Consider the following 14957-nt stretch of genomic DNA (forward strand, 5'->3'; position numbering starts at 1 on the left):
GCGTTACAGTGTCGTGTCGATTTTGAACCTTCTCCCTCCGGCAATTCGAATGGCTTCCGAAATATCCACAGAAGAACAGATCGTTTCGGGAACCGTCAGCGTTCTGCTGCCCCTCGCCTTGCCGCGACCCTATGACTACAAGGTGCCGCCCGGCATGAAGGTGCGGCCGGGCGATTATGTGATCGTGCCTCTGGGCCCGCAGGAACTTCTCGGCGTTGTCTGGGGCGAGGGCACGGGGGAGGTCGGCCACAACAGATTAAGGCCCGTTGCGGAGGTGCTCGATGCGCCGCCCATGCCGGAAGTGTTGCGCCGCCTGGTCGACTGGGTAGCGAGCTATACGGTGTCCCCGCCGGGTTCGGTTTTGCGTCTCGCCATTCGCGCGCCCGGTGCGCTCGAACCGCAGCGTATGCGCACGGCCTACCGGCTCGGCGATGAGCGTCCGTCCCGGATGACGCCCGCGCGTATCCGGGCGGTGGAAGTGGCGGAGGACGGTTTCGCGCGTACGGTGCGCGAACTGGCGGAAGAAGCGGGCGTATCGGACGGCGTGGTGCGCGGCCTTGTCGATGCGGGCGCGCTGGTGCCGGTGGATGTTCCGACGGAAGCGCCGTTTCCCGAGCCCAACCTCGATGCGCGGGGTGTCGATCTCTCGGACGAACAGGCCGAAGCCGCGGCCGCGCTGCGCAGTCATGTCGAGGCCGACAGGTTTTCCGCCATATTGCTCGATGGAGTGACGGGCTCGGGCAAAACGGAAGTTTATTTCGAGGCGGTCGCCGCTGCCTTGCGGCAGAATCGGCAGGTGCTGATCCTCCTTCCTGAAATCGCGCTCACCAGTCAGTTCCTCGAACGCTTTGAGCGGCGCTTCGGCTGCCGTCCTGCGGAGTGGCACTCGGATCTTTCGACGCGCGAGCGCCGCCGCGTCTGGCGCGGTGTCGCGGAAGGCCGCGCCTCCGTCGTTGTCGGTGCGCGCTCGGCGCTTTTTCTGCCTTTCCCCGATCTCGGTCTCATCGTTGTCGACGAGGAACACGACGCCGCCTTCAAGCAGGAAGACGGTGTTGCCTATCATGCGCGTGACATGGCGGTTGTGCGCGCATCGCTCGGCAAGGTGCCGATTGTTCTCAGCTCGGCGACGCCTTCGCTCGAAACGGCGGTCAATGCGGAGCAGGGACGCTACGCGCAGCTGCGCCTCGAAGCGCGACATGGCGCCGCTCGATTGCCGGATGTCACGGCCATTGACATGCGCGCCGATCCGCCGGAACGCGGACGCTGGCTTTCGCCCGTCCTCGTGCGCGAGATTGCAAAGGCGCTCGAAGCGGGCGAGCAGTCGATGCTTTTTCTCAATCGCAGAGGCTATGCCCCGCTCACGCTTTGCCGAACCTGCGGGCATCGCATTGAATGCCCGCAATGTTCTGCATGGCTCGTCGAGCATCGTTTTCGCCGCGAACTTGCCTGTCATCATTGCGGCTATTCGGCGCCGGTGCCGAAGGCGTGCCCGTCCTGCGGAGCGGAAGATTCGCTTGTTGCCTGCGGGCCGGGGGTCGAGCGTATCGCGGAGGAGGTGGCGGAGCTTTTTCCGGAGGCGCGCGTCGCCATCGTCTCCAGCGACAATCTGCGCGGACCTGCCGCGCACCGGGAGGTATTCAGGGCCATCGAGGAGCGCGAGGTCGATATCGTCATCGGCACGCAAATCGTTGCCAAGGGTCATCACTTTCCCTGGCTCACGCTGGTGGGCGTGGTCGACGCCGATCTCGGGCTTGAAAATGGCGATCTGCGCGCAGGCGAGCGGACATTCCAGCTCCTGCAGCAGGTGGCAGGGCGGGCCGGCCGGGCAGAGCGGCCGGGCCGGGTCTTCCTGCAATCCTTCATGCCCGAGCATGGGGTCATGCGGGCGCTTGTCTCGGGCCGCCGCGACGAGTTCCTCGCCCGCGAAGCCTCTGCCCGGGAGCGGGTGGGGCTGCCGCCCTTCGGGCGGCTCGTCGGCGTAATTGTTTCGGCGCCCGAGAGCGGCCTGGCCCAGAGAATCGCCCGGGAAATGTCCCGAAGGGTGCCCCGGACGGACGATGTTTCGGTGCTGGGGCCCGCGCCCGCGCCCCTTGCACTCCTTCGCGGCCGCACCCGGCTTCGCTTCCTCGTCAAGGCAGGCCGTAACGTCAATATCCAGAATTTCATCCATGCCTGGCTCGATGGCATGAAGATACCGAATGCGGTCCGCGTCTCGGTCGATGTGGATCCCTACAGCTTTATGTGAGCCTGATGCGGGCGATGCAGGGCCGGGGGCGACGCGGACGTTGGGGAAGGGGGTATTCGGGCCCGGCAAGACGGCCCAAAATGCCGCAGGTGCGCCCATTTCGCAGGCCAGCATGTTGCTCCTGCGCGGGCCATGTGTTACCTAACGCGCGGCCTCGGGGGTGGACTCTTTTCGAGCATCTGCCGAGGCCGGAATTTGCTAATGATTTCAAATAATTGGCGCGAGGCCTTCCGGGCCGCCGCGCTGGTCCCCACGAAAAGCACAGGCGAGCACCGCACGTGTCATCTCATCATCCCGTCTCTGGCGTGGCCGGCCGTTATGCGACGGCACTTTTCGAGCTTGCGGAAGTGCAGGGCGCGCTGGACGCAGTGGCTGCCGATCTCGGCAACATCGAGTCCATGCTCAACGAGAGCGAGGATCTGACTCGTCTCGTCCGCAGCCCCGTGTTCAGCGCCGACGAGCAGGGGCGCGCTTTTGGCGCGGTGCTTGAAAAGGCGGGAATTTCCCGTCTGGTGCAGAATTTCGTCGGACTCGTCATTCAAAATCGCCGTCTTTTCGCGCTTTCCGGGATGATCTCGGCCTACAACGCCATTCTGGCGGCCAAGCGCGGTGAAATGACGGCCGATGTTACCTCTGCGCATTCGCTCGGCGATGCGCAGGTCGAAAGCCTGAAGGCGGCACTCAAATCCGCCACGGGCCGCGATGTCAGAATCAATACCAAGGTCGATGCGGAGCTCCTGGGCGGGCTCGTCGTCAAGGTGGGTAGCCGGATGATCGATTCCTCGCTGCGCACCAAACTCAATTCTCTGAAGATTGCCATGAAAGAGGCTTCCTGATGGACATTCAGGCCGCGGAAATTTCCGCCATCCTCAAGCAGCAGATCAAGGATTTCGGCGCAGATGCGCAGGTATCCGAGATCGGCCAGGTGCTTTCCGTCGGTGACGGTATCGCGCGCGTTTACGGTCTCGACAATGTCGAAGCCGGTGAAATGGTCGAGTTCCCGGGCGGTGTCCGCGGCATGGCCCTGAACCTCGAAGAAGACAATGTCGGCGTCGTGATTTTCGGTTCCGACCGGAACATCAAGGAAGGCGACACGGTCAAGCGCACGGGCGCCATCGTGGACGTTCCCGTCGGCAAGGGCCTTCTGGGCCGCGTCGTCGACCCGCTTGGCAATCCCATCGACGGCAAGGGTCCGATCGAGGGCGTCGAGCGCCGTCGCGTGGACGTGAAGGCGCCGGGCATCATTCCCCGGAAATCGGTTCATGAGCCGATGCAGACGGGCCTCAAGGCCATCGACGCGCTCATCCCGATCGGCCGCGGCCAGCGCGAGCTCATCATCGGTGACCGCCAGACCGGCAAGACCGCTATTGCCATCGACGCGATCCTGAACCAGAAGCCGCTCAATCAGGGCGACGACGAAAACCAGAAGCTCTACTGTATCTATGTCGCCATCGGCCAGAAGCGGTCGACGGTTGCGCAGATCGCGAAGACGCTGGAAGAAAACGGCGCGCTCGAATATTCGATCATCGTCGCCGCCACCGCGTCGGACCCCGCGCCGCTGCAGTTCTTGGCGCCTTTCGCCGGTTGCACGATGGGCGAATATTTCCGCGATAACGGCATGCACGGCCTCGTCGTCTATGATGACCTTTCGAAGCAGGCCGTTGCCTATCGTCAGATGTCGCTTCTCCTTCGCCGTCCGCCGGGACGCGAAGCCTATCCGGGCGACGTTTTCTACCTTCACTCCCGTCTGCTTGAGCGCGCTGCCAAGCTCAATGACGAGAACGGCAACGGGTCGCTGACCGCGCTTCCGATCATCGAGACGCAGGCCAATGACGTGTCGGCCTACATCCCGACCAATGTGATCTCGATTACGGACGGCCAGATCTTCCTTGAAACGGACCTCTTCTATCAGGGCATCCGTCCGGCCGTGAACGTCGGTCTGTCGGTCAGCCGCGTGGGTTCGGCCGCGCAGATCAAGGCGATGAAGCAGGTTGCAGGCAAGATCAAGGGCGAGCTCGCGCAGTACCGCGAAATGGCTGCCTTCGCCCAGTTCGGTTCGGATCTCGATGCTGCCACTCAGCGTCTCCTCAATCGCGGTTCGCGACTGACGGAGCTTCTGAAGCAGGGTCAGTTCTCGCCGCTCAAGATCGAAGAGCAGGTCGTCGTGATTTATGCCGGTGTGAACGGCTATCTCGACAAGCTTCCGATTGGCGATGTCGGCCGCTTCGAGGAAGAGTTCCTGCGCAGCATCCGCACGAAGAACGAGGACATTCTCGACGCGATCCGCAACGAGAAGCAGCTCTCTTCGGAAACCGAAGCCAAGCTCAAGTCGGCCGTCGAGGCGTTCTCCAAGGCATTTGCCTGACCGGAACGAAGCGAGACTGCAAGACCACGCACAGGTAAAGGCGAATGGCGAGCCTCAAGGACCTAAGAAACCGCATCTCTAGCGTTAAAGCGACGCAGAAGATCACGAAGGCGATGCAAATGGTCGCCGCTGCGAAGCTGCGCCGTGCGCAGGAAGCGGCGGAAGCCGCGCGGCCCTATGCAGAGCGCATGGATCGTGTTCTGGCGAACCTTTCGTCGGGCATGATCGGCCGCTCGGACGCACCGGCGCTTCTCGCGGGCACCGGCAACGATCAGGTTCATCTCGTGATCGTTGCAACGGCCGATCGTGGTCTTTGCGGTGGTTTCAACTCTTCGATCGCGCGCCTCGCGCGTCAGAACATCAACAGGCTGATCGGCGAAGGCAAGACGGTGAAGATCGTCACTGTCGGTCGCAAGGGCCGCGATGCACTGAAGCGCGACTTCGGCGACAAGATCGTGAAATCCTATGAGTTCACGGGCATTCGCCAGATCGGCTTTGCGCAGGCTGACGATATCGCCAAGACCGTGCTCGAGCTTTTCGAGGGCGGCGAGTTCGACGTTGCCACGCTCTTCTATTCAAAGTTCGTCAATGTCGTCAGCCAGGTTCCCACGGCGCAGCAGATTATCCCCGCCAGCGTCCCCGATGCGGGCGAAGGCGGCGTGGATCTCGGTGGCGCAGTGTATGAATACGAGCCCGACGAGACGGAAATTCTCGAAGAGCTTTTGCCGCGTAACCTCTCGGTCCAGATTTTCAGAGCGCTTCTCGAGAATGTGGCCGGCGAGTTCGGTGCCAAGATGTCTGCGATGGACAGCGCCACGCGTAACGCGGGTGACATGATCAAGCAGCTGAACATCACCTATAACCGTTCGCGGCAGGCGATGATCACCAAGGAACTGATCGAAATCATTTCCGGCGCGGAAGCGCTTTAGGTAAGGGTGGAGATGCCCCCGGCGGGGTGCGAGGCCTGAAAGGCAGCACTTGGCAGTATCTGGGGGTAGGATGAAAGAGGCAGAAGCCGCGCAGGGCTGGCGAAGCCGACTGCTCGGAAGAGTAAGAAAGTTCATGGCGCGTATCCTTCCGGGGCGGGCCATGAAAGTGAAGGCGCTCCCGGCGCCGTCAGCGGCTGGCGAGGCTCCCGAATGGGAGGGCCCATCGCTGGATCTGTCGCCGGAGACCGAAGAGTTGGGTGACGGGCTGGCCCCGTCGGATACAGGCAATGGGGATGCGGTGAGCCGCGTCCCGGCACGCGAAGCAGGGATAGACAGTATGAGCAACGCAGTCGGCAAGATCGTCCAGGTTATTGGCGCCGTTGTGGACGTCTCGTTCGACGACCAGCTGCCGGCGATCATGAATGCGCTTGAAACCGATAATAACGGCCAGCGCCTCGTTCTCGAAGTGGCACAGCATCTCGGCGAGAACACGGTGCGCACCATCGCGATGGACACGACCGAGGGGCTGACCCGCGGTCATGAGGTCCGCGACACGGGCGCTGCGATCTCGGTGCCGGTCGGCGAGGGTACGCTTGGCCGTATCATCAACGTCATTGGCGAGCCGGTGGACGAAGCTGGCCCCGTGAAGCATGAGGCGCGCCGCGAAATCCATCAGGATGCGCCCTCCTTCGTCGAGCAGTCGACCGAAGCGCAGATGCTTGTCACCGGCATCAAGGTCGTCGACCTGCTCGCGCCTTACGCGCGCGGCGGCAAGATCGGCCTGTTCGGCGGCGCCGGCGTGGGCAAGACGGTTCTCATTCAGGAACTGATCAACAACATCGCGAAGGCGCATGGCGGTTATTCGGTGTTTGCCGGTGTGGGCGAACGTACGCGCGAAGGCAACGACCTCTATCACGAGATGATCGAGTCGGGCGTGAACAAGGATCCGCACGAAAACAATGGCGATACGACGGGCTCCAAGTGCGCCCTCGTGTTCGGTCAGATGAACGAGCCGCCCGGGGCCCGTGCGCGCGTCGCACTGACGGGTCTCACCGTCGCCGAACATTTCCGCGACAAGGGCCAGGACGTGCTGTTCTTCGTGGACAACATCTTCCGCTTCACGCAGGCAGGCTCGGAAGTGTCGGCCCTTCTCGGCCGTATTCCTTCGGCTGTGGGCTATCAGCCGACGCTGGCCACCGACATGGGCACGCTGCAGGAACGCATCACCACCACGACGAAGGGCTCGATCACATCGGTGCAGGCCATTTATGTGCCCGCCGACGACTTGACCGACCCCGCGCCTGCGACTTCCTTCGCGCATCTTGACGCGACGACGGTGTTGAACCGCGCGATTTCCGAAAAGGGCATCTACCCGGCTGTGGACCCGCTCGACTCGACGAGCCGTATTCTCGAGCCGCGTGTTGTTGGCCAGGAGCATTACGACACGGCGCGTCAGGTGCAGGAAATCCTGCAGCGCTACAAGTCGCTCCAGGACATCATCGCCATTCTCGGCATGGACGAACTGTCGGAAGAAGACAAGCTGGTTGTGGCGCGCGCGCGCAAGATCGAACGCTTCCTGTCGCAGCCCTTCTTTGTGGCCGAAGTGTTCACCGGTACGCCCGGTGTGCTGGTTGACGTGAAGGATACGATCAAGGGCTTCAAGGGTCTGTGCAACGGCGATTACGATCATCTGCCGGAAGCCGCCTTCTACATGGTCGGCACGATCGAAGATGCGATCGCGAAGGCCGAGCGCCTCGCGAAGGAAGCCGCGTAAGGCGTCTACCGGACAAGGTGAAAGCAGATGGCTGAGAAGCTGAGTTTCGACCTCGTATCGCCCGAGCGGCTGCTCATCTCCGAGCAGGTCGACCTCGTAACCGTGCCCGGCACGGAAGGCGATATGGGCATCATGGGCGGCCATGCGCCGGTCATGTCGACGCTCCGTCCCGGTGTGATCGGTGTCGAGACGGAAGGGCAGCCGGAACGGCGCTATTTCGTGCGGGGTGGATTCGTCGAGGTGACGCCCGCTGGACTGACGGTGCTGGCCGAGCATACGGTGCCGCTGGACGAGCTCGATGCGGCGGCGCTTGAACTCGAGATCGAGAATGCGGGACAGGACGTGGCGGACGCGAAGACCGATGCCAAGCGCCAGGTTGCGCAGGAAAAGCTCGATCATCTGAAGCAGCTTCGTCAGTCGCTCTGACGCTTTTCTGCGATCGAAACCCGCAAGGGCGGCCTCCGGAACCCGGAGCGCCGCCCTTTCGTTTCGAGGAGGGAGAGAAGGCGGCTGCGGCAATCGGCCTTGGCTCAGGCCTTAAATGCGGGCACTCATGCCGCTATATTGATACCGTAATATGACGATCTCCGGCGGAGAGCCGGCGAGGAGCGAGGCAGGGTTTCATGAACCGTCACTGGACACTCGAGGATATCAGGTGGCAGGACTTCGATGCGTCGAAGGTCGATCCCGATATTCTGCGCGCGGTGAAGGCGGCAGCGATGGTCGAGTTCAACGCGCCGGATTATGTGACCTATCTTTGCAACGTCTTTTCGGATCGCCCCGACGTCAAGGAAACGATCCATAAGTGGGGCGAAGAGGAAGTTCAGCACGGGCAGGCGCTTGCGCGTTGGGCCGAGCTTGCCGATCCGGCATTCAGTTTCGACGAGGCTTTCGCGCGGTTCCGGGAGGGCTATTCGATCCCGACCGATGCCATTGAGAGCGTACGCGGCAGTCGGGGCGGCGAGCTGATCGCGCGCTGTGTCGTGGAAAGCGGCACCTCGTCCTACTACACGGCGATCAAGGATGCGACGGACGAGCCGGTGCTGAAGCAGATTGCGAGCAATATCGCGGCTGATGAGTTCCGTCACTACAAGCTTTTCTACGATCAGTTCAACGCTCTCGGCGAAACGCCGCCCTCCGTTCTGGATCGCGTTCGCGTCGCGGTGGGCCGTGTGTCGGAAGCCGATGACGACGAACTGGCCTGCGCCTATTACGCGGCGAATACGCCGGGCGACGGGAGCGTTCCCTACAAGCGCGAGACCTTCGCCAAGGCCTATGAGAAGCGTGCTCTCGGCCTTTATCGCCGTCAGCATGTGGAGCGGCTTATCTCGATGGTGGGGAAGGCGGCAGGTCTGAAGCCGCACGGCCTTCTCATGCGCGCCGTCGCATCGCTTGCGTGGCGCTACTGGCAGTTCCGCAACTGGCAGCTCGCGCGCGCCGCGATCTGATCGAGGACAAGGGTCTTCAGTTGCCGGGCAGTGCCAGCGGCCCGAGTTCGCGCACGATCTGTTCGTAGACGCTTCGCTTGAAGGGAACGATCAGCTCGACCAGCTCGGAAACGGGGAGCCAGGCCCATTCGCTGAATTCCTGATGCGCGTCGGCGGCAATGTCGATGTCGCTGTCTTCGCCCGTGAAGCGCATGGCAAACCACTTCTGCTTCTGCCCGCGATATTTGCCCTTGAGCGCAATGCCGACGAGGTGGGGCGGCAGGTCGTAGGTGAGCCAGTCCGAGGTTTCGCCGATGATCCGCGCCTTTGCGGTGCCGGTCTCTTCCTGCAATTCGCGGATGGCGGCTTCTTCGGGACTTTCGCCTTCGTCGATACCGCCTTGCGGCATCTGCCAGGTCAGCGGGCTGCCGGTATCGACTTCCTGAATGCGGTTTCCCGTCCAGACGAGCCCGTCGCGATTGATGAGCATGACGCCGACACAAGGCCGGTAAGGAAGCGTCTCGGGGGACACGGGTACTCCATCCTGTTTGTGGCGAGGCATGTCGTCTCCGCTCAATCGAGTGCCAGTGCCGTCGCCGGCACGAGCGTGAAGCCGTCCTTCTTCAGCGCGGCGGTCCATTGTGCCAGTGCATCGACGGTCACCGGGAAGCCGGACGCCACGCCGAGGGCAGCGCCGGATTGTTGCGAGGCTTCTTCGAGCATGTCGAGTGACGTTGCGATGACTTCCGGGTTCTGTACCGGATCGACGATGCGGGTCGCCTGAACGGCGGGAAGGCCAATGTCCTGCGCGAGGGTGGGCGCAAGGCTTCTCGCCGAGGCGCCGTTGTCGATATAGAGAAGACCGCGCGCTTCAAGCGCCGCCAGCACCGGCTTCAGCGCGGAGGGCGAGGTGGTGAAACGCGCGCCCTGATAGTTCATCACGCCCGCATAGCCGGTAAAGCGGCTCATCAGCCATTCGAGGCGCGACACATTTTCCCGCCCGTCGGCGCTGGTCAGCAAGGTGTGCGGACCAGGGTCGTTCTGCGGATATCCGAATGGTTCCATCGGCAGTTCGAGCAAGACCTCGTGTCCCGCATCGCGCGCCTTCTCGATCCATTGCTGGAGGTTCGAACCATAGGGCGCGAAGGAAAGGGTGACCTCCGGCGGCAAGACCTCGATTGCGTGGGCGGTTGCGCTTTCGCTGATGCCCATGCCGCTCACGACAAGCGCGATGCGGCGTGTCGCGGGCGTATCTGGAGGTACGGGCCGCGCATAGACCCGGGCAGGCCGGCGGCCGTCCCGGCCGATCTTCGGCAGCGAGCCTTCCGTCGTCTTTTCCAGCAGTGCGGGATCGGGAACGGGGGAGAGGACAATCGCTACGGAGGCAGATATGCCTTCTTGCGCTCCATTGCCCGATACGCTTTCCGCGCCCACGATCCGCACCTCGGTGGCGATGTCTTCGTCCACACCCTTGTCGAGGTTCTCTGCCGCTTCAAGCAACGCACGTTCTTCGGGGGTCAAGGTTTCGGGGCCTGCGGGCACTGCAGGCAATTCGGGAGGCACTTCCGTTTTCGCGGTTACGTCCGGTTCTTCGGCGCCGTTCTCCTGCTCCGCAGGCAGGGCGGGTTCCTCGGGCGCCAGTGCGACGTGAACCACGGGCTCGCCCGCGAAGCGGCTGTCGGAAAGGAATAGCCAGGCGGTCACACCGCCATAGATAGCCGCCACAGCGATTGCAGCGCCCGCCAGGAGACGGAGGTGACGGTTGCCATCGTCTGCAGGTTCGCTGCCGATCGAACCGGAAGAGCCGCTTGCCGCTGTCTTCACCACCATGCTCGCAATTCATCTCCGGCGGTGCGCTCAGCGCCTCAATTGGCCATGGCGCTGGCGGTCGTCCTGCCGGCACCGAGATAGGCCGCATCCTTGCGCGCGCCGTTCAGCAGATCGATCGCATAGAGGAGCTGCTTGTCCTCGCTCTTGTCCTTCGGCACGAAGCTGTCGGAGCCGGCCATTTCGTCGCCTTCTTCGGCGGCGAGGTGGCCGGGCAGCGCGGATTCACCCGTCAGCGTCGAGCGCTTCTTCTCCTCGGGTTCCGTCTGCGAGACCACGATGTCGGGGTCGATGCCTTTCGCCTGGATAGAGCGGCCGGACGGCGTGTAGTAGCGCGCGGTCGTCAGGCGCAGCGCGCCGTCGGAGCCAAGCGGGATGATCGTCTGGACGGAGCCCTTGCCGAAGGAGCGTGTGCCGAGAATGGTTGCCCGGCGATGGTCCTGCAATGCGCCCGCGACGATTTCGGAGGCACTTGCCGAGCCGCCGTTCAGGAGCACGATGATGGGCTTGCCGTCGGTGATGTCGCCACCGCGCGCGTTGTGGCGCTGCGTATCTTCGGGGTGGCGTCCACGCGTCGAAACGATTTCGCCGCCATCGATGAAGTCGTCGCTTACGGCGATGGCCTGATCGAGCAGTCCGCCCGGATTGTTGCGAAGGTCGACAATGTAGCCCTTGAGGCGGGAAGTCCCGATCTGCTTGCGCAGGCTGTCGATCGCGTCTTCAAGGAGATCGGCTGTCTGTTCATTGAAGGAGGTGACGCGGATATAACCGATGTCACCTTCGCGATTATACTTCACCGATTTGATCGTGATGATGTCGCGGGTGAGCTTCACATCGAAAGGCTCATCCTTGCCCTTGCGCACCACGGTCAGCACCACGTCGGTGTTGACGGCGCCACGCATCTTGTCCACTGCGTCGGAGAGCGTCAGGCCGAGGATCTGCGTGCCATCGATATGGGTGATGTAGTCGTTGGGGCGGAGGCCCGCGCGGCTCGCCGGTGTGTCGTCGATCGGCGTCACCACTTTCACAACGCCGTTTTCCATCGTGACTTCAATGCCGAGACCGCCGAATTCGCCACGCGTCTGCACTTGCATGTCGCGGAAGGTCTTGGGCGTCATGTAGCTCGAATGCGGATCGAGCGAGGTGAGCATGCCGTTGATGGCATTCTCGACGAGCTTTGCGTCGTCGGTCGGTTCGACATAATCGGCGCGTACGCGCTCGAAGACATCGCCGAAGAGATTGAGCTGACGATAGGTATTGGAATCGCTCGCATGAGCTGGCGTGTCGAGGAAGCCCTGCTTCACGCCGGTAATGGCGGCGAAAGACAGAAGCGTACCGACCGCGAAACCGGCGAAGACGGACTTGTTCATTTAACCACGTGCCTTCTTGTCACTCATGAGCAGCCAGGGTCCCGGATCGATGGGGTCGCCGTCTTTCCGGAACTCGATATAGAGCGCCGGTCCGCGGCCCGTCTCGTCCCGCGCTGCCAACCTGTCTTGTGCTGCCGGATCATCCCGGGCAGGCGGTGGGCCCATCATGCCGACCGGCTCGCCAGCAAGGATATTTTGACCCACTGTACAGTCAATTCTCGTCATGCCCGCCAACAATACATGGTAGCCCTCTCCGACCGAAATGATCAAGAGTTGGCCGTAGTGCCTGAACGGTCCCGCATATGAGACTTTGCCGTCAAATGGGGCAACAATTTGGGCATCGGCACGGGTTGCTATGGTTATTCCCTGCGTCATGGCGCCGCCCTCCCGGCTGCCATAGTCGCGGATGACGGTTCCCGTCACCGGCGGGCGTATAAGGCCGCGGGCATCGGAAAAGCGCCGCGAGGAGGGCATGGAGGGCGGTGCCGAGGGCGGACGAAGGATCGCCACCTGGCGCGGCTCCCGGGGCTGTGCGATTGGCGAGGTCTCTTCGTTTCGGGCGGGCTGCCGTGCCGGCTCCTCAACGGGGCCGGGGCGTGGCTCGGGGCGCGTTGCGGGCAGGCGCTCGGCGGCGCGTGACTCAAGGCGGGCAATCAGGTCCGAAAGGTCCGTCGCCTGGCGCGAGAGGCGCGCGGCGCGCTGCTCCTCGCTTTCAGCCTGCCGGGCAAATTTCTGCTGCACGGCGAGCTTCTGGTCGAGAAGCGCCTGTAATTCGCGGCGCTCCTTGCCGAGGGAGGCTTCGGCGCCTGACAGCACATCCCGTTCGGTCACGATTTCGTCGCGCAGGGCCGCAAGCTGTTCCAGCCGGTCGCGGAGTTCCTCCGCCTCTGCCTGAAGTTCGGGCACCAGCGTACCGAGAAGGAGGGCGCTGCGGATGGAGGCAAGTGCATCGTCAGGCCGGACGGCAAGGGCAGGCGGCGGGTGCCGGTCGAGCCGGGTCAGCGCGGCGAGGAGGTCTGCCATTTCCCCGCGGCGCCTTTCGAGCTGCGCCGTCAGCACGGCCTCCGCACCCTTGAGGCCCTGCAAGCGGTCCTCGGATGCCGTCACGTCCGCTTCATGCTCCTGCACGCGCGCGGCCGTCGAAATCAGTTTCTTTCTGATCTCTTCCGCCTCGGCGCGCGCGGCATCGGCTTGCGCCTTGAGCTCTTTCTGGCGCTCGAGGCTGGTACCGATTTCCTTCTGGAGTTTTTCGAGTTCGCCCGGTTCCGCGGTCTCGGCGGACAGCGGCGAGATCGCGGGCGCGGTCAGCGCGACGGCGACGAGCAGCGGGGCGAGCGCCCTATGCAGGATGTCACGCACTGACCCTGTCGGCCCGTTCGGCCATCAGCGAGAAGCCCGACATGGTGTCCGGCGGGTCGATGCCCAGGAGATCGAGGATGGTCGGGGCAACATCGGCGAGGGTGCCGACGGAGGGAAGTGCGCCCCCGGAACCGCCAACCATGACGAAGGGAACCTGCGCCACGGTGGTTTGTGTGCAGGGGCCGCCCGTTTCCGGGCCGGTCATCTGTTCTGCCTTGCCGTAGGTGCCGCAGAGGATCAGTGTGCCGCCCCGTTTGCCGATCTGGGCCGCGATCTTGCCGAGATATTTGTCGATCGCCTCGACCGCTCCAATGGTGGCGCGCAGGTTCCCTGTCCGTCCGACAATCGCGGCATTGCAGAAATTCGCCGTGATGATGTCATGCTCGCGCGTCTTGAGAGCCGAAAGCAGCTCGCCGGTAAGTGCGGCGGCTGCGAGTTCCGGTTTTTTTACGGCCTGGGCGAGCGGCGGTGTGTCTGTCACCAGGACATTCTCGCCCGGAAAGAGCTTTGCCGCGCCGCCTCGCGCGAAGTTCCAGAGGTTTGCCTCCGCCACGCTTTCCGTGAGCGTGAGCTGCTTCAGGCCAGCTTGCGAAATGGTTTCCGCGAGACTGTCGCCAAAACTCATTGCTTCGAAAAGAGGTTCGGCATTCACGCCGGCTGGCGGTGTCAGCCGGACGAGGGAATAGACGCCGCTCAGCGGCATCGCCTTCTGGGAAAGCCCGGTGCTGACGGGGTCGGTCAGCGCGCCGAGCAGCGCATGGCCATGATCCGGCTGCAGGTTGACGAGGAGAAGCGCGTCGTCCGGGCGGACGCCGCGGAAGGAAGAGACGAGGGCAGGCGGAATGCGGTCGTCGTTCAGCCCCTTGCGGTAGCATTCGTCGAGATAGGCCGTTGGATATTCTGTATACGGTGCTTCGGCTTCGGCAAGCGCGCGCCAGAGCTTTGCGGTTGCCGCCGGGTCGGAGAGTTCGTCGAAGCCGTAGCTGCGGCCAAAGACGCTGCCGAGTTCCGCATGTTCAGCGCCTGCAATGTCGTCGAGAAATTCGCGCAAATGCTCGATGCCGCCCTGCGGGTCGGTGTCGATGCCGTCCATCACGCCGTGGACCCAGACTTTCACGCCTTCATGGCTGAGAAGGGCCGCGAGCACGGCGAGGTGGTTCTGGTGTCCGGCGATGCCCGAAGGTGTCATCGCGCCGATGAGGTGGACTGCGCCGCCCAGAGGCCGCACGCGCGAGACGATCTGCTTGAGCACGGGATGGGCCGCGATGCCGCCCGGCCCATGATCGGCGAAGATGCGGTTGATGTGCGCCAGCGGCGGTTCCACGGGGCGGCCCGCGCCAAGCGTTGCGTAGGCCGCCTGTGCATGGCCGGGTTTTCCTGCCGCAAGACCGACCGCCACGCCCGATGCGTCGAGAACCGCGCGAGGTGAGGTTGCGGCAAGCCGGTCATAGATCGGCGTCCGCGCCAGCGCGACCGCGTTTCCCTCGCGCTCCGCCCGGACGCCCCAGCCATCGAGCAAGGCAAGGACAATTGGTCGAACGCCGTTCATTTCAGCCCTGAAAAATGAAGTAATGGCGAACCCGGAGGCTCGAATCGCCGCGTCATCCGCAGCCAATTGCGAAACCTAGTGCAACTGGGATGGGGTGTCTACTTGCGGACAA

12 protein-coding genes are annotated in these 14957 nt (G+C 63.4%); 7 read left to right on the plus strand and 5 right to left on the minus strand.

The genetic code is table 11. The annotated features are described in order from the left end of the window. Window positions 1-49 precede the first annotated feature (49 nt). The 7 genes from ABJO61_RS09760 (at window position 50) to ABJO61_RS09790 (ending at window position 8761) form a co-directional block, all read left to right on the plus strand. On the plus strand, window positions 50-2245 hold the full coding sequence (locus ABJO61_RS09760) for a primosomal protein N' (RefSeq protein WP_348330878.1): 2196 nt from the start codon (window positions 50-52) through the stop codon (window positions 2243-2245). A gap of 278 nt (window positions 2246-2523) precedes the next feature. Beyond that, window positions 2524-3081, plus strand: coding sequence for a F0F1 ATP synthase subunit delta (locus ABJO61_RS09765; protein WP_348330881.1), 558 nt, complete (start codon window positions 2524-2526; stop codon window positions 3079-3081). Beyond that, entirely contained in the window at window positions 3081-4610 is a 1530-nt protein-coding gene (atpA, locus tag ABJO61_RS09770; RefSeq protein ID WP_348330884.1) for a F0F1 ATP synthase subunit alpha, read from the plus strand. Before ABJO61_RS09765 ends, atpA begins: the two co-directional genes overlap by 1 nt. Window positions 4611-4654: 44 nt before the next feature. Continuing rightward, on the plus strand, window positions 4655-5539 hold the full coding sequence (locus ABJO61_RS09775; protein WP_348330887.1) for a F0F1 ATP synthase subunit gamma: 885 nt from the start codon (window positions 4655-4657) through the stop codon (window positions 5537-5539). A gap of 160 nt (window positions 5540-5699) precedes the next feature. Further along, window positions 5700-7313: a F0F1 ATP synthase subunit beta gene (gene atpD / locus ABJO61_RS09780; RefSeq protein ID WP_348330921.1), complete on the plus strand. Its 1614-nt coding sequence runs from the start codon at window positions 5700-5702 to the stop codon at window positions 7311-7313. A 27-nt stretch (window positions 7314-7340) separates the two neighbouring features. Then, a complete protein-coding gene (locus ABJO61_RS09785) occupies window positions 7341-7739 on the plus strand; it encodes a F0F1 ATP synthase subunit epsilon (RefSeq protein WP_348322930.1) in 399 nt (132 codons plus the stop codon). A 197-nt stretch (window positions 7740-7936) separates the two neighbouring features. Then, entirely contained in the window at window positions 7937-8761 is an 825-nt protein-coding gene (locus tag ABJO61_RS09790; RefSeq protein WP_348322928.1) for a ferritin-like domain-containing protein, read from the plus strand. 16 nt (window positions 8762-8777) lie between these two features. Here ABJO61_RS09790 and ABJO61_RS09795 read toward each other — a convergent pair whose 3' ends face one another. The 5 genes from ABJO61_RS09795 to ABJO61_RS09815 are packed head-to-tail and all read right to left on the minus strand — an operon-like array spanning window position 8778 to window position 14845. Then, on the minus strand, window positions 8778-9302 hold the full coding sequence (locus ABJO61_RS09795) for an RNA pyrophosphohydrolase (protein ID WP_348322926.1): 525 nt from the start codon (window positions 9300-9302) through the stop codon (window positions 8778-8780). An 11-nt stretch (window positions 9303-9313) separates the two neighbouring features. After that, window positions 9314-10570: a divergent polysaccharide deacetylase family protein gene (locus ABJO61_RS09800; RefSeq protein ID WP_348322925.1), complete on the minus strand. Its 1257-nt coding sequence runs from the start codon at window positions 10568-10570 to the stop codon at window positions 9314-9316. Between the two features lie 35 nt (window positions 10571-10605). Further along, the gene (locus tag ABJO61_RS09805) at window positions 10606-11937 is read right to left on the minus strand and encodes a S41 family peptidase (protein WP_348330890.1); all 1332 of its coding nucleotides are present in this window, start codon (window positions 11935-11937) and stop codon (window positions 10606-10608) included. Then, on the minus strand, window positions 11938-13296 hold the full coding sequence (locus ABJO61_RS09810; RefSeq protein WP_348323786.1) for a peptidoglycan DD-metalloendopeptidase family protein: 1359 nt from the start codon (window positions 13294-13296) through the stop codon (window positions 11938-11940). Continuing rightward, window positions 13289-14845, minus strand: coding sequence for a hypothetical protein (locus tag ABJO61_RS09815; protein ID WP_348323788.1), 1557 nt, complete (start codon window positions 14843-14845; stop codon window positions 13289-13291). Before ABJO61_RS09815 ends, ABJO61_RS09810 begins: the two co-directional genes overlap by 8 nt. Between the last annotated feature and the right edge of the window lie 112 nt (window positions 14846-14957).

The sequence above is a fragment of the Parvibaculum sp. genome (assembly GCF_039973015.1).
Lineage (GTDB): Bacteria > Pseudomonadota > Alphaproteobacteria > Parvibaculales > Parvibaculaceae > Parvibaculum.